13 protein-coding genes are annotated in these 18,138 nt (G+C 40.3%); 6 read left to right on the forward strand and 7 right to left on the reverse strand.

Annotated elements, in window-relative coordinates; genetic code table 11:
- Nucleotides 1–15: 15 nt before the first annotated feature.
- The 4 genes from msrB to SFU91_10170 form a co-directional block, all read right to left on the reverse strand.
- Nucleotides 16–429 (reverse strand): peptide-methionine (R)-S-oxide reductase MsrB, encoded by a 414-nt coding sequence (msrB, locus tag SFU91_10155; GenBank protein ID MDX2129385.1) that lies wholly within the window; start codon nucleotides 427–429, stop codon nucleotides 16–18.
- Between the two features lie 80 nt (nucleotides 430–509).
- Nucleotides 510–776 (reverse strand): hypothetical protein, encoded by a 267-nt coding sequence (locus SFU91_10160; GenBank protein MDX2129386.1) that lies wholly within the window; start codon nucleotides 774–776, stop codon nucleotides 510–512.
- A 34-nt stretch (nucleotides 777–810) separates the two neighbouring features.
- Complete coding sequence (locus SFU91_10165) at nucleotides 811–1,737, reverse strand: DMT family transporter (protein MDX2129387.1); 927 nt, start codon at nucleotides 1,735–1,737, stop codon at nucleotides 811–813.
- A 46-nt stretch (nucleotides 1,738–1,783) separates the two neighbouring features.
- Nucleotides 1,784–2,149, reverse strand: coding sequence for a Rieske (2Fe-2S) protein (locus SFU91_10170; GenBank protein MDX2129388.1), 366 nt, complete (start codon nucleotides 2,147–2,149; stop codon nucleotides 1,784–1,786).
- 174 nt (nucleotides 2,150–2,323) lie between these two features.
- Between SFU91_10170 and SFU91_10175 the strand changes: the two genes are divergently transcribed.
- The 6 genes from SFU91_10175 to SFU91_10200 all read left to right on the forward strand — a co-directional run bounded on the left by SFU91_10175 (nucleotide 2,324) and on the right by SFU91_10200 (nucleotide 8,257).
- The gene (locus SFU91_10175; GenBank protein MDX2129389.1) at nucleotides 2,324–2,608 is read left to right on the forward strand and encodes a DUF883 C-terminal domain-containing protein; all 285 of its coding nucleotides are present in this window, start codon (nucleotides 2,324–2,326) and stop codon (nucleotides 2,606–2,608) included.
- Nucleotides 2,608–3,048 (forward strand): hypothetical protein, encoded by a 441-nt coding sequence (locus tag SFU91_10180; GenBank protein ID MDX2129390.1) that lies wholly within the window; start codon nucleotides 2,608–2,610, stop codon nucleotides 3,046–3,048. The genes SFU91_10175 and SFU91_10180 overlap by 1 nt, the downstream gene beginning before the upstream one ends.
- Before the next feature lie 2 nt (nucleotides 3,049–3,050).
- A complete protein-coding gene (locus SFU91_10185) occupies nucleotides 3,051–3,599 on the forward strand; it encodes a hypothetical protein (protein ID MDX2129391.1) in 549 nt (182 codons plus the stop codon).
- Nucleotides 3,577–4,563 carry a WD40 repeat domain-containing protein gene (locus SFU91_10190; protein ID MDX2129392.1) on the forward strand — a complete coding sequence of 329 codons (987 nt, stop codon included), beginning with the start codon at nucleotides 3,577–3,579 and terminating at the stop codon, nucleotides 4,561–4,563. The genes SFU91_10185 and SFU91_10190 overlap by 23 nt, the downstream gene beginning before the upstream one ends.
- A gap of 117 nt (nucleotides 4,564–4,680) precedes the next feature.
- Nucleotides 4,681–5,832, forward strand: coding sequence for a BamA/TamA family outer membrane protein (locus tag SFU91_10195; protein MDX2129393.1), 1,152 nt, complete (start codon nucleotides 4,681–4,683; stop codon nucleotides 5,830–5,832).
- 19 nt (nucleotides 5,833–5,851) lie between these two features.
- Nucleotides 5,852–8,257, forward strand: a complete 2,406-nt coding sequence (locus tag SFU91_10200; protein ID MDX2129394.1) for a DUF5686 family protein — start codon at nucleotides 5,852–5,854, stop codon at nucleotides 8,255–8,257.
- Here SFU91_10200 and SFU91_10205 read toward each other — a convergent pair.
- The 3 genes from SFU91_10205 to sprA are packed head-to-tail and all read right to left on the reverse strand — an operon-like array spanning nucleotide 8,222 to nucleotide 17,883.
- Nucleotides 8,222–9,325: a glycosyltransferase family 9 protein gene (locus SFU91_10205; protein ID MDX2129395.1), complete on the reverse strand. Its 1,104-nt coding sequence runs from the start codon at nucleotides 9,323–9,325 to the stop codon at nucleotides 8,222–8,224. The two genes, SFU91_10200 and SFU91_10205, sit on opposite strands and share 36 nt — an antisense overlap.
- A gap of 26 nt (nucleotides 9,326–9,351) precedes the next feature.
- Nucleotides 9,352–10,236, reverse strand: coding sequence for a lysophospholipid acyltransferase family protein (locus SFU91_10210; GenBank protein ID MDX2129396.1), 885 nt, complete (start codon nucleotides 10,234–10,236; stop codon nucleotides 9,352–9,354).
- Nucleotides 10,237–10,251: 15 nt separating this feature from the next.
- Nucleotides 10,252–17,883 carry a cell surface protein SprA gene (sprA, locus tag SFU91_10215; protein MDX2129397.1) on the reverse strand — a complete coding sequence of 2,544 codons (7,632 nt, stop codon included), beginning with the start codon at nucleotides 17,881–17,883 and terminating at the stop codon, nucleotides 10,252–10,254.
- Nucleotides 17,884–18,138: the final 255 nt, after the last annotated feature.

Below are 18,138 nucleotides of genomic sequence, written 5' to 3' on the forward strand. Positions count from 1 at the left end.
TTCTTGATCTAAATTTTATTTTTTAGTCGCCTTTACTGAAGGGACAAAATTAAGCGAGACTGAATTTATGCAATACCTCAGGCCTGTTGGCATTTGCGGGGCATCATCAAATACATGCCCGAGATGACTTCCGCATTGGTTGCAATGAACCTCGATTCTTTTCATTCCAAACGAGCGATCTTCATCGGTAGAAATACTAGAATCCGCGAGAGGCTTAAAAAAACTTGGCCAACCGGTTCCGGAGTCAAATTTTGTTTCTGAGGAGAAAAGTTCATTCCCACAAGCGGCGCAGGTGTAAGTTCCAACATCTTTGAAATTGTAATATTTACCTGTGAACGCTCGTTCTGTGCCTTTTTCTCGCAAAACCCGATACTCTTCAGGGGTTAGGCAGGTTTGCCATTCCTGTTCTGATCGTTCAATCTTCTTCATCGGTGATTATTTCTCTTTCATTCTAAATAAATCCGTTTAGCATTAAGTAACAAATATAACGGCTTTTTACTTTTAACAAATTAACAGATTGAAAAATCTCCCTTCTCAAGGAAGGTGGCTATGGTGTTTAAAAATTCCTGATCTAACGCATTTTGCCACTGTTTAACACGCCTAAGTGTTTGAGCTAACTGAAACGCATCGTATGAAGAAACAAAATGACCATCAGAGGAGAAATAAAGCCGTTCCCAATTTTCGCTATCACACTCAAGAGGTTTCCACCCGTGGTCTTTTGCAAGGAGAAGAATCTCTTCCCAAGGATGATTCCCGATATGGAAACTTTCTTCCATTTGGTTGGACAACCGTTTTAATTCAATGGGCATTTTAGGATTTTTCCGAAATAAAAAAGCTGATAATCAGCATAACCGCACCCAAGTATCCAAGAGGCGATAACACCTCATCTAAAAACAGATAAGCGAAACCGGCTGAAAAGACGGCTTCGAGCATAAAGATGATGGAAGCGCGGGCAGGTGTGGTATCTTTTTGATACCGAGTTTGAACGAGCGTCGAAATGAGTGTCGCAACCGTTGCTAAATAAAATAAGGCTCCCGCAAAATTTATGCTAAAAAGCGAAGCCTCGGAAAAGGTGGATTGTTGAGGCTCAAAAAACGAACCAATACCACTTAAAAATGCACAAGCTGCAATCTGAACAAACGCTAGTTTATAGGTTACATTTTGTTCAGTAATGAATTGAGGGGAACTTGTTGTTCGGTCGAGTTCAAGAATTAAAAGTGCAAAGAAAAAAGCACAAACAAGCGTAAGCAAATCGCCAATATTCAGCGAGGCAAAGAAAGTTGAGAATGACGTACCACTTGCGCCTGAAAGTAAGTAAATGCCTGTGAAAGCAATTCCCGATGCTGCCCACGACCAAGTCGAAAGCGTCTTTTTATAAAACAGAGCTTGAAGGAGCGGAGTGAAAATGACATAACTCCCTGTGATAAACCCGGAATTTGATGCTGTGGTATAACTAAGGCCGGCTGTTTGGGCGGCAAATCCAATAAAATTCCAAAGGGATAAAAGGAAAGCAGCCTTTAACAATTGAATGGAAAATGGAAATAACTTTTTCCAAAAGAATAGAAGAAATAACAGTGCCGCAAGGGTAAAGCGTAAAGACAAGAAAAGTAAAGGAGGAACAGAGGATAAGATGATTTTGATAATGACAAATGTCGTGCCCCAACCAAGCGTAATCACCAATAGAAAAAACTCAGCGCGAAGCTGCTCAGAATTCTTTTCCTTGAAGAGTCGTCGCAAATAAAAAGAAGATGGAGTCAATGATTGATAATGTAAGTATTAGGCATTAGGCTCCAACGAAAATGATGTCGTTATCAACTACAACTTTTAATCTTGTTAGGTCTGCTATCGGGCAAGGTCCGCTGACACATACACCTGTTTCAGGATGAAACATTGCCCAATGAGTTCGGCAGATCAAGTATCGCTTATCGGCTGTAAAAGCGCCTTTCTGCTCACTTGCGATTGGAACATCAGCATGAGGACAAATGTTGAGATACGCATAGATCTCATCATTGTGTTTAATAAGAAATCCCTCTCGAAGTGATTCTCCTATTTTGATGGAAAAAAGAATGGATTTTCCTTCGTCCAATTCATCGACGGCCACGACTTCTTGAAGCCCCATAACGGATTTGGAATATTCAGTTTCGACCATTTTCTTATAAAAGCAAAAACGCAGGTTACGAATTAAAGCGAATTTACTCGATAGTAATTGATTATTAAAGAAAGTGTGAACAAAGTTCCATCATTAATCTTTCAATAATCATACTTAACTGCAAGATTATACAAACTTTCTCTCCTAATATAATTTTAGAATCCATAAATTGAAATGCTCTTTTTTTCAATTGAAAAAGAAAAAATAATGTTAAGAGGGAGTCAGGAAAATAAACCGGTTGAACCGAAAGAAACGCAACCAATTCAAAACATAAGCGGTGTCATGAAGGAATATTTCGGGAATCATCATCAAGCATCGATTTCAAATTCATTATCCGAAGTAAAAAATAAAATGGCACGATTTGTGAAAGAAAACCCGGGAAAATCGGCAATGATTGCTTTGGGAGTGGGCGTTATTCTGGGTTGGATGTTTTCATCAGCAAAAGAAAATAAATCGTAATGCTAAAAGAGTCTTCAAATATTGACAATGGAAAAGAGGCTTTGGGTGATCTTTTTAAGAGAAACCTTTCTGAAACTTATCGTGATATTTCTGAGATTATTCGTGCGAAAATTGAACTAGCGAAGTTAGATGTGTTTGAAGTATTCGCTGAATTTTCTTCGTTTTTTATAGCTGGATTGATAGGTTTTGGGGGTTTCTTGTTGCTTCTTCTTTCCCTTGCTTTTTACCTTGGTGAAATTTTCGGTAAAACATCGTTGGGTTTTTTGACAGTTGGGTGTGCTCTTTTGGTAATCAGTTTTCTCCTTTATAAAGTGATGCATGAGGAATTTAAAGCATTTATTTTACACCGATTATTCAAGTCCGAAGGTGAAGCCTCTCTTGGAAAAAACGAGAAGAGTGTCAAGAAGAAATCTGAATTGATCGAAGAAGAAAGAGGATAAAAATGGTTCATGATCGAAATCAAGAACAAACGATTCAACGAAACATTGAATATCGGCGAAATAGGCTTCGTGAAGTGATCGAAGGTAGAGAAAGAGAAATGCTCTTAAGAGCTGAAAAGTTTGGGAATTCATTAATGACCGCAACCTCTGTATCATTGACCAAATCTGCAAAAAAATTTGCGACAAAGACCTTGAACCCAACTCATGCAGTATCTCGAAACCCGTTATTAACCCTTTCGGTTATCGCGAGCATTGGATTTTTGGGAGGCATTTGGTTAGGTAAGAATTTTAAGAAGCAAAATGACAGGGTTTCAAAAGTGAACATTGGCGAGGCTTTGATTGCGAGTAAGGTGATCGAATCTCACCAAAAAGGAAATCAGGAGCAACAAAAAGCTCAAATAAATTCATTGCCTAAACAGAGAAATGCATTGATTGAAGGAGTAAAGGAATTTGTTTACGATCGAGTGAAAGAGATCGCAATTGGTTATGCAACCGATTATGCGATAAGAATGTTAGGCAAAACAAGAAATGAAAAAAGAAAAAAACAATAGCACTAAGCAACTTATGCCCTATACAACACCAAGGCTTGAACTGTTAGAAACTTTCAATGAAAATCGTGAAAATGCATATTGTGTGGCATTTTCACCGAATAAAAAAACTTTTGCCGCTGCCGGTGGGCTTCGTTCGGTGTTTATCTATGATGCTTTTGAGAAAAAGCCAATTGGCGGATTAACTGATCATCGCCAATCAGTTTATGCATTACTTTTTGCGCCAAGCGGGAGATGGTTTTTTTCGACGGGAAGAGATGGTTTTGTGTTTGTGTATGATGAAAAATTTGACAAGGTTGCAACGCTCTTGCCGGAGTATGATATGGCAACTGCAAACCCTCAGCTTTACCCCAATTACAGCTTAGCTTTAAATGCGAACGAAACCGAATTGGCTGTCGGCGCAACGGGCGGCGTACTTCGTATTTATGATACAGAAACTTGGAAATTGAAATCTGTTTTCCCCGTGCATCAAGGCAATATTCGATCGGTGGCGTATTCTTCAAATGGAAAACTAATGGCTACAGGCAGCAGTGATAGAACCGTAAATATTATTCATCCCGAAACAAAAACAGTTCTTCAAACCATTTCTGGTCATGCAGATACCGTATTCTCTGTATTGTTTTCTCCTGATTCAAAACTTTTTATGACGGGAGGAAAAGATGCGCGTCTAAGAATTTGGGATGTCGAGGGAACCGAATTGAAACCTAAAGTGAAGATTTTAGCCCATACCTTTTCGATTAAAGCAATGGCTTATCTGCCGATTTCTCAAGAATTGATTACTGTCAGTCAAGATAAAACCATAAAGCGATGGGATTTTGAAAATGCAGTATGTTTGGAAACTGTGGATAGAACCTTTGGTGGTCATATTTTTACGATCAACTCTGTCGCGATTTCGACTGACGAAAAATTTTTGGTCACCGGAAGCGATGACAAAAAGGTCAAGTTGTGGTCGATTCTCTCCAATTAACAATTCATCAAATTCTTAACTTTTTTCTGCCAATATCGTTGGGTGAAGTTTATCCCAAGAATCAACATTTTTCAATCTACTTGCGGATATCACTTCAAACTTCACTCATTCGGCTCGATGGGCTTTGAAAAAAAATTTATAAGCATTTACGCTTGTTTTGTTTTTGGTCTCATTCTTCTCACCCAGATAGGATTTTCTCAAGAAAGCCCGGAAACTGTTGCGAAATCTTCCAGCGATACCTCTTCAATGATGCCAATGCCGGTCAAGCTTGATAATGGCATTGTCATTCCGATTGTCTTTACTTCACCAGAAACCCGAATTGGCGGCGGTGTGGTTGGCGTGTATTACTATCGATTTAATGGAGAACCAGTCGAATCCCGACCTTCAAATGTTAAGGGAGACATCATTTTCACTCAACAGAGGCAAATATTCATTCAACTCATCCCTCAATTTTACTTTGGAAATGAGGAAAATTTTTTTGACACCGAATTTTCGTTTATCCGTTTTACAGATCGTTTTTGGGGAATTGGGAGCCAAACGCCGGTAGTAAATGAAGAGCAATATGCCAACGATATTATTCGATTACGCATTGGGTATTATCGAAGGCTGAAGCAAGCAGTCAACTTTGGATTAATTTATCATTTTGAAAATTTTACCATTCGTGAACGAAAAGTAGGAGGATTGTTAGAACAAGGTGGATTATTCATTGGAAACAATGGTGCAAGGGTATCCGGCTTAGGGTTAGCTTTTAACTATGATTCAAGAAATAATCTTTTTTCCCCTTCAGAAGGAGTTTTTACGCAATTAACAACCACGCTTTATCTCGACTTATTGGGAAGCCAAACAAATTTTTACACTTTTGTTATAGACGCTCGCAAGTATTTTTCCGTAATAGATCATCATGTAATTGCTCTGCAAGGGTATTTCAGTGGAGCTGAGGGAGATGCTCCTTTTCAATTATTGCCAAGATTAGGGGGTAACGCAAGAATGCGTGGATTTTTTGAAGGAAGATTTCGAGATAAGCTATTTCTTGCGGCTCAAGCAGAGTATCGCTTTCCGCTTGTTTGGCGATTTGGTGGTGTTGTTTTTGGCGGTATCGGTGAAGTGGCTTCGCGAATCCAACAATTTTGGCTGCCGAATTTTCAAATCAGTTACGGCTTTGGTTTGCGCTTTTCGATTAATCCTGATGAAAAGGTTAATCTTCGTTTAGACTTTGGTTTTGGGAAGAACACAAGCGGCATTTATTTAACCGTCAACGAAGCTTTTTAGCATTTGAAACAATTATTCTATGAAAAACAGGTTAATCCTTCCATTGTTCATTCTGCTTTCAATTATTTCCTTATCCATTGATCCATATTCTTCAACACTTCAAGCGCAAACGCAATCAGACAGTTCACTCACGGTTTTAACCGGCACTGTTGTTGATGCGGAAACCGGAGAATCATTGCCGGGTGCTTTGGTGAAATTTGTTCAAGGTTCTATTGTAAAGGGCTTTCGTACCAATCCGGATGGAAACTATCGAGCCGTGTTGCCGCAGGGAAAGTATTCGGTGGAAGTATCCTTTTTAGGTTATAAATCGGTGAAAGAAGAGGTGTCGCTTTTTCTTCCTTTTGCAAAAGAATATCGATTAAAAGAAGGCGATGTTGTTGCAAAAGAATTAGAAGTGGTTGCGAATGAAGATTTTGCCGTAACCCTTGTTAAACGAGCAATTCGGTATAAGAAGCAACAACGGGATTCACTGAAAACCTACATGATTGAAGGTTATACTAAGCGAATCTTAAAGAGCGACACTGCAATCGCGACGCTTACAGAAACCTATGCCAACGGGTATTGGCGAAAAGGCGACACGCTTCGAGAAGTTGTGATTCAAGAACGATTAACAAAAAATACGCAAAAGCAGCTTCGTGATGCCGGCGCGACACTTCCAGCGGGGATTGGACGGACAATAGATTTCTCGGAAGAGCGAGTGCGAATTTTCGGAAATGGGTTTATTAGCCCAATTGCTAATGATGCTCTTGAATATTACGGGTTTCAATTCGTGGATACTCGAAAATCTGGTGATATGGAAATTCATACACTAAAATTGATTCCAAGGAATAAGTATGTCCCGTTGTTTAACGGCGAAATCAAAATTGATGGGAAGAAATATGCGCTTATCGGAATTGATGTTAAGCCTAATCCAAGTGGATTTAAGCTGCCTTATATTAAATCGCTTTCATTGGCATACAAACAAACGCAAGAGCTTCAATCCGATACGATGAATAATGAAGTATGGCTTCCTTCTACGCAGTATTTGGAAGGTTCATTAAAGGTTAGTGTCGCAGGCGGGTTTATTGAACTCCCGAAAATTTCTTTCACCCAAAGCACCGTGATTTATAAGCACACAATAAATATGCCTGTGCCCGATACGCTCTTTGAACAAAAGTTGGTGCAAAAGTCAAAAACCGCTGAACAATATGATTCAACTTTTTGGCAATTGAATGAAATTACCCCGCCAACCGAGGAAGAAAAAGCTGCCTATTTAACGATTGACAGTGCTGCGACTTTTCAAGAGCAATTTCGTGCAAGAGGTGCAGGAACATCGTTAACAGGTGATGGTGCTTCTTTTCTTTTCAATGTTCCGGTCATTCGATACAATCGTGTAGAAGGATGGTTTGTTGGAGCGCATTATCGATTTGATTCTCTTACAGCAACAACTGCATTTGAACCCGAATTGGGTTACGGTGTGGAACGTAAAGAATGGCTTTGGTCGGGAACGGTTGAGCAATGGTTCAGTAAAAGTCGAAACTTAAGTGCTATTGTAAAAGTGTTCGAAAGAACCACCTTTACCCCGGAGCATCAATCTCCTCCAAGTATTTTCAATACCTATGCTGCTTTCTTTAATCCCCTCTCAAAGCGTGATTATCACAATTATTTCAATGCCAAAGGATGGCAAGCGACAATCAAGTATGCATTTTCAAGAAATGGAATTCGACTTGGGCTTACATACCTCTCTGAAATTCAGCGGACAATGGAGAAGAAAACAGATTTCAGCTTATTTATTCGCGACCAGCAATTTCGAGATAACCCGCCAGTCATAGAAGGACAAATGCGCAGTGTCCTGTTTAATCTGGATTATGGAAATCGAATTTCATTACTTGGTATCTCGACTCCTTATTATGCAAAGCTTGAATTGGAACACTCCGGGAGTGAACTTGCAAGCAACTTTAACTTTACACGCGTTTGGGCCGTTGGCTCATTAATTCAAAAGACATTTTACACCGAGCGATTTCTTGCACCTTATCTCTTTCTTCAGATAGAAGGTGGTGCGAATATCGGGGGGGCACTTCCACCACAAAGATTCTTTAGTGTCGATGCTCAAATTTCAGGGATGGGGGCAATTGGCGCAATGTACGGGCTTCTTGAAAAAGAATTGTTGGGAACCGCGATGGTTTCTGTGATTGCAGAGCATAATTTTCAATCAATCCCGTTTGAAGCAGTTGGACTTGATTTTTTAGCTGATGAAAATATACAACTGATTTTGAAGGGTGGTTATTCAAAAGTATGGTTGAATCAGACCCAACAAAATTATAGTGAAATCGGGTTAGGAATCGGAGGTATCTTAGGGCTATTCAGAGCCTATGGTGTATTGAGCTTCCTCGATAACAGAAGTTCACGTTTAAGTTATGTAATTACCGGAAGCGTTCTGTTCTAAAGTGGATAAAGCACTTATAACCTCAGAGAGAGTTATGCTTTTTACATCTCCACCTGAAGAATGAATTACAAGATGTTTTGCTTTTGAGGGATACCACTCTGTATTGCCTTTTGAAAGATGTGTCAGGATAAGTGTTGGAACTTGAAATCCATCTCCCAAATGAGATGCAGCGGAATCGGGCGTAATTAACAGACTCGCATTTGAAATGAGAGCCGCGAATTCCTCAAACCTTGAAGTTTCAGAAAAAAGAAAAGCCTTGGTCGCATTGCATATCTCTTCAGCAATCTCTCGATCCCCTTTTGAACTTACAATAGCGATCGCATATTGATGTGTTCGTGTTCGCAAGGATTGAATCAAGGCGATAAAATTTGCCTTTCCCCAAAATTTTTCTTTTCTGCTTGAAGAAAGATTAATGATTAAAATTGGATAATGACCCTCTTTTAATCGAACTCTTGTCATTTCCTTTTGAGCAAAATCCTTCGAGAGTGGCGTAAGGACAAAGTATGGCTCTAAGTGAATTTTATCTGGGTTAAGTTGAAAGGAAGTTAAGACTGCCGCCAATTGCGCCATCATTCGCTTTTGAGGATTCAAAGCATAAGCATGATTATAAATGAAATCATTTTCACGAATAAACCCAACTGAGTATCGAGCCTTCGAAAATATTGTGAAGATGGTTGAAGTGCTTGAGGCTGAATGAATGAGATCGATTACAACATCGTATTTCTCTTTACGAATGGCTTTGAGAGTAGAGAAGAAATCAAAGCGGTGAAGTTTGATTACCCATTTTTTTCTGACATAAGGATTGGTATTATAAACGAATTGATTGCGCCGATCAAGCAACACATCCAGATGAATATTTGGATAAGCTTCTTTCAGAGCTTTGAAAATCGGAGCGGAAATCAATGCATCGCCGATTTGATTTTGCCGAAGAAAAAGGACTTTCGCGTTTTGAAAATCGATAGGGAGTTTATCTTGAAGTTTTTCTTTATGAAAGAGGGCTTTCAAAGCCCGAATTGAAATTTTACGAATCGATAATTCAATTTTCTTTATTAAAGATTCACCAGCCATTCGTTCGAGCCTCTCTTATTTGGAATTCAGTCTTTTGCATGTTTCCAACGGTTATGAAGCCAAAACCATTGCTCGGGGTGCAATTCAATAAATTTTTCGATTTCTTGGGTATAACGTTTTGCAAGCGTCTCAACATCTTCACGGCAAAATTTTAATCCTTCCGTGGGTATAGTTTTGACTGAGATTTCAAAAGTGTTATCGGGCTTGCGAAGCATCACAGCAAAAATCATCGGAGATTTTGATCGTAGGGCAAAGAGTGCGGCACCTGTAAAAATAGGAACTTCGCGTCCAAGAAAAGATGCATAAACACCATCCTCATGACCCGATTGATCAGAAAGCAGCACCACATATTTTCCGTTTCGAATTGCCTCCATTCCTAAACGGGAAGCATCACTCATTTCGATTAATGCATTCCCGGAAACTCCTCGCCATTGATTGAAAAGTTTATCAAGATAAGGATTCCGAATGGCTTTATAGACAATCGAAAGCGGGAAAACGCTGTAAGCCCAACTAATACCAAGCAATTCCCAATTGCTGAAATGCGCTGAAACAACAACGCCTCCCTGACCTTTTTCTATCATGTTCTGTACATCAGGAGGGATATGAAACGAAAATTTTTTCGAAGCAATTTGTGCATCGTTAATTGTAGGCAATCGAAGAATTTCCAGAAAGGTCAACGCGATGTTATTATAAATTTTGTGAAGCAATGTCTTATACCATTCTTTTGTTTGGTTGGGAAATGATAAATGAAGGTTCGATTCAATCATCTTTAATCGAAGCCTCAATACATGATGAAGAAATCGCCCAATCAATGAAGCGGTGATTGGAACAAAGGACTCTGGAATCAATCTTGAAACATAAGAGAGCGAAAGAAAAAGCCAATAAGTAATCAGGTATCCAATTTTTTTCATATCCCATTTATCATCTTAGAAGCCACCCATAGGGCTTGCGTCGTTTCCAATCGAAATTCTAAAGTTGAATCCAATATTTGAGCGTGTTGAAGGAAAGATATTGCTGCCTGTTGCCTTTGGCTCTAATCGCGTAAATTCCCAAAAGAATCCTGCCGTGACACGCTGACTTAAAGCATAATTGATTCTTGGAGAGAAAGTTAATTGACGAGTGCCTTGTGGCGGAATTTGAGAAATGCTCTCCGTAGAAACGGTATAGTTTACCCGTTCATCATCTGCGATTGAGAAATTAAATGAAACGTCAAGGTCGTTATTAAGTGTCGCTCCGCTAAACGGCCAAAAATTAAAGGGAATTTTCAATCCTTGCTTTCGATACCCAAGTGAAAGCGTCACTTGCCCACGCGTTGCTTCTTCAAATGTTCTTGTTTCTGGGGTGAGCGTGAACGACCGATTCAAACTATAACTTATAGCAGTTGTAAGTCCAAATTGCCAATTGAGGTTAACCCCGATAAGTGGAGAAAAATTTTCACTAATGGTAATGTTACTGATGATTCTCGGGTTAGCTAATTGTTGAATAAAGCTTGAGGAAGAACTAGCGTTATAGGCGTGGTCGAGGCTGATGCTTGAAAAAATCGGGTTGAGAAATTCAATGCGCTCAAGCCCTACAAACGAAATACGCCAATTGGGCAAAGGTAAAAATTGTTGTTCGGATTCGTCTAATCCGAATAGGGTTCCGATAAAACCACCAGCGCTTTGTTCGAATCCTTTCGTAAAGGCGGCAGCAAGGCTTGCGTTGTCATCGAGGTAACGACCGTTGGGTTGCAACAAAAGTGATGTAAAGTTTTCGATGTTGCGACCAATGCTAAGAAAGGACCTTCGCTGAGTTCCATTGATTGAGGGATTTAAAATCTGTCCGGTCTGTAAATCAATGTTTGAACTTCGAGAGTAAGTCCAGTTTGACTCCCAATTTAAATCGACACGCAAGTTTTCTAATGGTGTCCACGAAGTTCCAATTTGAATTGCATTCGATTGATTCAAATTTTGTGGGAAAATGATATTTCCTGTGACCAAAGTTATTCTCTCACCATCAAACGGTGATAAGCCTAATTGATACCCTAAGCTTGGAGGTGCAGGAGAATTTGGATCTCTTAAGAGTGAGAAAGGGAAAAAATTGAATGCGCCCGTTCCGCCGCGAATTCCGCCGGTTGCATTTGCGTTGGTATAGTTATAACTCAAAGTCACTTGATCAATTTTCGCTACAGCAAGAAATACACTGCTGATTCCGGAGAGTAATTTTTGAATTTGACTAGAGGAATCTACCGAAGATGCCGGAGCCCCGGGCGCATTCAACCCAAGCTTACCGAAAAGTTCTTTAAATCGGAGTGTGGATTGAGCTCGAAATGTAAGTGTTGAGCTAATATTATTCCCGTTTTGATTTAAGGCATCAGGGACAGGATTTGTCCAGAGATACCTTCCCCCGTAATTAAAATCAAGTGCAATCCAATTCAAGGGATCGATCATTTTCGGTCTCCAATTCATCGAAACATCTTGATTAAAAGTTTGATCTCTCCCTAAATTAAATCGGCCAAGGTCTTGAAGAATAAGATTAAAAATATCACTTCCACTTCTTTCCCGAATGTTTGAAGGCGAAACCCCAACGGTATCTTCTAATAAATACTTATTAAAACTTCCTGACAATTGTGATGAAAACGAAAGACTGAGCGTTTCTGTGATTTTGTAATCGAGTCTTATGCTCCGAGTACCCGTCATTGAAGGCGCAGGAGAAGAAGGTAAATTTCCAAAAAGTTGAAAACGTGATGTTCTTTTGTTGAAGCCTGCGCTTATAGCAAAGATTTGCGGGAAGAAATAAAACTTCAAATCCTTGTAAGTGCTCAGTATGGGGATTGAGCCAAAAAATTTAAATGGCTCAATAAACCAATCTTGTGGGAATTGTAGGTTATAATCAATTTGACTATTCCAATCAGAATCATCGCGAAACACTTCAATCGGGGAGCGAGAATTGCGGCTGCTTGAATTAAACGAAAACCTCAACCGATCAACGGTATAGCGCATCAGCCAAAATTCTGAGGGTCTTGTTTTGGCAATTCCATTTAAACTTAATCGCCTTGATTCTGAATTGGTTTGACTGATAAAACGAAGATACTGTTCATAAGAAGCGGCCTGATCAGTTGTGGCGCCTTTACGAATACTATCGGCCACTAATCTTTCGATATAGACTTCAAGTTGAATGTCTGTTTGAGCAGGAGAAAATTTTGGATCAATGGTTGATCGTGAAAATTCATAAGTAAGTGGAATATTCCATCCATCTTCTGCGGGTAGGAATTTATCAAGCCTAAACGAAGTCGAGACATTATACGAGAGGGTATTATTTTGAGCATTCAACTGATTGAGTCGAACATCAAGTCCGTGGAAATCGGCTGTTTGTCTCGAAACACTCGCTGAAACAGTCATCAAATCAGCCAGTTTTAAGTTAGCAGTTGCTTTTACTGCCCAACCATTTTCTTGATTAAATCCTGATACCCGCAGTTCATTTAACCATACCTCTGCGGTATCTAAGGCAAATGGGCTTGAATTTCGAATACCAAACATAAAAAATCTGACATTCCCCATTGAGGGTTTCCCTCGGATAACCAAGGTGCGATTGTTTGCAAGTTGGTGCCTTTGCTCTCTTCCACTTGGATCTTGAAACAGCACATAACTTGCAACTTCTTGAATATTGATATCGATATCATTTTCTCTGAGCCAAAGCGAATCCTGCGCTCGTTCATACTCCGGCGAGGTGGTTTGGCCGGTTCTTAAAATGGGAACATTGACATTGGGCGTTGGAATAACAGGATAACGAATTTCATAAAAGTTATTTTGAAGATCATTTCCGAAACGGAGAAAAACTTGTGTATTCGTTGTATCTGTCGGGTTAGAGCTATTGTAACGAATTCCTTTTCCGCCGTGAACAAAAGCACGAATAGACTTATATGGATTCAAATTTAAACCCCCTGAAGCTTGATTCCCACCGATGCTTGCCGGTTGAAAATCTCGAAATGACGCTCGAAATGAATCTGCTGGAACTTTGAATGCAGTTAATACCAATGACTGCTCATTGGCGCGAATGTCTTGATCAACCCGTTGACGATTTCTTGCCCGTGAAATTCCGGATGGACTTGCATAAAATGCAGCGTTCTCTTCAAGATTGATGGCAGAAATAGAAACAAGGGAATCGGGTTGGGTGATGTTTGTTCCTAAGATACTTTGCCATTGAGATCCTACAAAATCAAGCGTTGCAAGTTGAACCCGAACAGGGTTTTTAAATCCTTTAAGCCAAATTCTACCATAACGAATATTTTGAAAACCATTGATTGTTCCCACTCGGTTGCTAAAACTTCTTAGCGGAATTCGCATTTGAACCCAACCCCCGTTCGTGCGACCTCCACCTACCACAAATGGCCCAATGGGAATATCTTGAGATAGATCACTTTGACGGAGCGGCACGACATACTGAAAATAGGAATTGGACCGGTCAAGGTTGGGATTATTATCTAAACTTTCTCGATCAGGAAAGCGATTTCCAAAGGCACCGGCATCAATTGAAGCGTTGCCTTCAGTACCGCTTACACGATCAAGTGCTGAACCTGTTCCTGAAAAATCGTCACCTGCGGGGTCATTGGTGAGTGAGAGATACTCATTGTTTTGAACACCAAGTATTGACGCCACGCGCGATAAATAGTCGGCGTGAAGCACGCGCTCTTCCTCACTCGATATTCCATCAAGACCGACATCTTCCGTTCGATCGCCAACAAAATTGATGACACCATTTATTCTTGCAGTTAGCGCAGCTCCCGATGCACGAAGGAATCGCCCATATCCATCATTACCAATCGAAGCCGGATCATCGTCCTGACCGGGAACATCCGAAATTGGCATCCCGTCTTCGATATTGAATTGTGCATTCGGAATAATGTCTTCATTGATGCTTCCCAATTCGATATACATTTTTCCGTTGTCAGGTATTGGCCCGCCAAGCGAATCAAGCTTTATCCAAAATTCCATAAACTCAATGTTATTCTTTGGTGGGTTCTGAAGGTTTTGCATAAAGGGAGGGAAGAAGCGCATAATACCTCCCCACATACTATCTGGTACGCTATTTCGATCAATAAAAAACTCTGGAGAAAAATTATAAGGCCCGCGCCGAGTTGGATAAAAGTCAAGATTCAAAGGGCGAACAATTTGATCTTCTCTTGCGGCAAAACGATTTGGAAAAATCACATTGGTTCTAACATTTCTTCGGTCGCCTGATCCCGGAGGTAAACGGTACCAAGAGAGTTGAGAGCGGCGGTTGCTTAGCAATGAGTCTTCGAAAACGGTTGGTGTTGAAGACTCAGTGGGTGGGGAGGAAAGTGACCATTGATTTCCCTCTAACCCAAGGGTGATAATTTGCTTCGTGGCATCAAAGTCGTCTATGTAACTAACCCCTTCAGGGTCAAGGGATGTAAAGAGCTCTGCCGGGGAACTGGGTAAAATTTGGGCAAACTCTGCGCTAAATGAAAATTCAGATTCCTCTTTTGTACTGATAAAAGGAAGTGCGTCTATAAGCCTCGTTAAAAACATAGAACGGAAAGAGAACTGGGTATCGAATCCATAGATGCTGTTGACAATTGGTTCATCGCCAATTCGAACTTTATCCGCTAGCGGTCTTTCACTGTATTGAAGAAAAGTTCCGCCAAGTTTGAACCGATCACTAAAAACATACTCCGCTCGTGCGCCGAGAATATTTCTTGCAGCAAGCAAAGCGAGATCATTTTTTTCAAAACTGACTTCCAGATTTGCGCCCGATGAAAGCAAATCCGGTCTTGTGATTTCAACTTGACCCAATTGATAATCAACTCGGTAGTCTGTCCCCTCCGTTAACACATTTCCATTGCTGACAACACGAACACTACCCTCTACGACATTGAAACCTAGTGAAAATACGGATTGAGCACTCCCTTTAACTCTTCCACGAATGTAGTACTGCTTTGACCCGTTTTGCTGGCGCGCGGCTGCTTGATCTGCCGTATAAATTTCTGAGAATATCAAACGATTCCTAACCGTAGAGTCAGTAATGCCCAATCGATTAAGTTCCTGTTTAATCGGAACATCAAAGGGTCTCACATAGGGAAAAATGAGTAGCCCTCGCCTTGTATCTAAAGTAAGTGGAACAAAATCAAATATTTGATCAGGCGGCTGAATAAGGCCTTGGTTAAAGTTATCAAGACGCGTGAGTGTTAGAAGATTGGTATTATTTCCTTCCAAGGGGAGTGTTTCGCGTTCCGGAGGATTAGACCCTTGATCGATATAGTTGATTTTAAGTTCAAACCCCTCTCGCTGAATATCTCTTGAGCCTAAAGAGTAAATATTTTTTAACATCATTGCCCACGAAGCCGTATCGCGATTGAATAGCTGAGCGGGTTTAATCATTTTAAGAAGCAATCTCCCTCTAGCAGGAATTGACGCATCGTTGGAGAAGTTACCGATTCGAATAGGATCAACGCCGGGCGTAGAACTTGCAAATTCTAATGCCACAGCGATAACATCACCATCCGCAAGGCTCTGACGCACAGAGATATATCCTAAGGTTCGGTCAATATCATAATCTTGACCTTCTACGAGAAGCTTGAATTCCCCAGCAAAACCCTCTCCTGCGATCACCGGCGGCGTGCTCTCGGTTTGTAGCCTTAATGCTTCTAAATATTGTTCTGCATTTGAAAATCCATCAGGTAGTTTCCCTCGGTATTCCGCAGTTGGGAAGTTATATCGCCCGCCTCCAAAGGTTTTTTCAAAACTGTAATTTTCATCGCCATAATTAAAAAGAGCAACGGCTGAGCGTCGGTTGGCTTCTGCTTCCATTCCTTGCGCACTTGAACGCCAAACCTCTACACGGGTTAACTGTCTTCCACCCTCACCGGTAATTAATGCAGGTCCGTCGCTTCTATTTGCATTTATGACTATCGCAAAGGCTGTATCCCAACTTGTGGAGTGAAATCGTGTTAGAAAAAAGTGTTTGAGATAATCATAATCTGCGGCTAAAATATTGAGATTGAGGGTTTGTCCGCCCCCCACAATCGGGATGCGGTCTGAGCGACCGCGTTGCTGAGAGAGCACAGTTTGTAGCGAAAGTCCCGCAAATTGAAGTTGTGTTTTTATTCCAAATAATGCTTGGTTACTTCCAATTAGTGAGGTAGGAATTGAAAGTGAAACGTTTCCGGCTTCGATGGATTGAACAATATCATCTTCATATCCTTTATATCGAATTTTGATTTGATTTTCAAATTGAAACGGGCGCTGTGTATTCCAATCGGCAGAGATCAAAAGTTTATCACCTATGGCTCCGGCAAGGTTTAATTGCACTTGTTGGTCGAATGAAGGGTCACTTCGATTTGCTGTGCCTGCGGCGATTCGAATAGGATCTTCACTATCTTCCATTTGAAGTCCGGCGCGGATATCAACATTCCCCGCAACTTGAACACTTACAGTGGGTGGACCGAAAAGCGTTGAAAAGATGGAACTCTCACCTCCGGGTACATAAATGCTAATTCGTGTGATTTTATTAAATACCTCTGAAAGTGCATCACGAGCCTGACCGCCGCTCCTCGATTTGATAATTTCTCTAAAATTATTTTGAATCGCAATTTTTAATCGAAGTGAATCATACTCTTCGAATGGCAGAATCAAAGGTGGCCTAAGGTTGAAATTCCCCGCTGTTTCAGTAATAATGACAAATCTTCCGGTAGAATCAAGTATCGCATTTCGAGTAATTCCAACTCGAGGAACATAGAGTGGATAGTTTTTCGGATCTGAAATAGGAAAAAGGGGTGAATCTTTTTTTCTATAACGAAATTGTTCTAAACGAGCGGTGCTATCAGTCGGGAAAGCGGTAAGAGAGTCAAGTTTCGTTGAAAATGTGCGTTTCGTTGTATCAGGTTTCTGAGTGGGTTGGGCTATTTGATTCGCTTTTGCAGAATCGGAAATTTCTTCTTCGTTTGTTAATTCAGTTCCTTCTTCAAAAAACGCTTCTGAAATATTAGAACGTGCCTTGATGTTTCGATTAGCATAAAGTATTTGAGAAACATTCGACACTGAATTTTCGACACTTGCAAATAGTTGTGAGTCATACATTTCCCAATTTCGTTTGAAAAGAGAGCTCTCCTGTGCGCTCCGAATTGTTTTTCCTGAGGATTGAAAGAATCGCTTAAAGCTTTTTATAAAAGTGGCGGAAAGAGGCAATTTCCCGGTTGGGGATTTTTCTTGAGATGGCTTTGACGATTCTTTTTTCGTTTGTTCAAGTGCCTGTTCAAGATTTGAAGCGAATATGATAGGGGATACTTGATAAAAATTTTGAAAACGCTCGTGACGCCATCGAGGGTGTTTCAAGCTATCATCAGTTTGAATGAATTGACTTCGCAAGCTATCCTCATTACTTTTGAAAGGAGAGTGAAACGGAGCTTTTTCTTTTGAATCGGAACTTGGCAGAGAGCTTTTGATTTCAATGCCATTTTTTGAAATATTCCCTGTGTTACTTCGGTGAATGCTGGCTGTTGGGTTTGTTTTTGGAAATGACCTTTCCGGTTGAAATGAAATCTGTTTTGATTCGTTCATTTCAAAAAGATTGGTAACACTTCTGCTATCGAAAAATTTCGACAAAAAGACCGCCGAAGAGATGGTAAAAAATCCCATCAAATAAATTAGGGGAGAAGAGAATAAAATCCCCCAAACACTTCGAGCAGAGTGAACGCTTTTATAAAAAAATTTTATTGGCTTCAATGATTAAACCTAAAACGCAGAATGAAACAAACAACTGATAAATCAGTGCGTGAATGTTAAATGTGAACCTGTTAGAGTTGCTTCATGCAG

The organism is Chloroherpetonaceae bacterium, from assembly GCA_033763895.1.
Classification (GTDB): Bacteria; Bacteroidota; Chlorobiia; order Chlorobiales; family Thermochlorobacteraceae; genus JANRJQ01.

Bases quoted from the DNA above. Each gene is read 5' to 3' on its own strand.
- msrB (MDX2129385.1), bottom strand. From the start codon at position 429: ATGAAGAAGATTGAACGATCAGAACAGGAATGGCAAACCTGCCTAACC.
- SFU91_10160 (MDX2129386.1), bottom strand. From the start codon at position 776: ATGGAAGAAAGTTTCCATATCGGGAATCATCCTTGGGAAGAGATTCTT.
- SFU91_10170 (MDX2129388.1), bottom strand. From the start codon at position 2,149: ATGGTCGAAACTGAATATTCCAAATCCGTTATGGGGCTTCAAGAAGTC.
- SFU91_10175 (MDX2129389.1), top strand. From the start codon at position 2,324: ATGCTCTTTTTTTCAATTGAAAAAGAAAAAATAATGTTAAGAGGGAGT.
- SFU91_10180 (MDX2129390.1), top strand. From the start codon at position 2,608: ATGCTAAAAGAGTCTTCAAATATTGACAATGGAAAAGAGGCTTTGGGT.
- SFU91_10185 (MDX2129391.1), top strand. From the start codon at position 3,051: ATGGTTCATGATCGAAATCAAGAACAAACGATTCAACGAAACATTGAA.
- SFU91_10190 (MDX2129392.1), top strand. From the start codon at position 3,577: ATGAAAAAAGAAAAAAACAATAGCACTAAGCAACTTATGCCCTATACA.
- SFU91_10195 (MDX2129393.1), top strand. From the start codon at position 4,681: ATGGGCTTTGAAAAAAAATTTATAAGCATTTACGCTTGTTTTGTTTTT.
- SFU91_10200 (MDX2129394.1), top strand. From the start codon at position 5,852: ATGAAAAACAGGTTAATCCTTCCATTGTTCATTCTGCTTTCAATTATT.
- SFU91_10205 (MDX2129395.1), bottom strand. From the start codon at position 9,325: ATGGCTGGTGAATCTTTAATAAAGAAAATTGAATTATCGATTCGTAAA.
- SFU91_10210 (MDX2129396.1), bottom strand. From the start codon at position 10,236: ATGAAAAAAATTGGATACCTGATTACTTATTGGCTTTTTCTTTCGCTC.
- sprA (MDX2129397.1), bottom strand. From the start codon at position 17,883: ATGAACGAATCAAAACAGATTTCATTTCAACCGGAAAGGTCATTTCCA.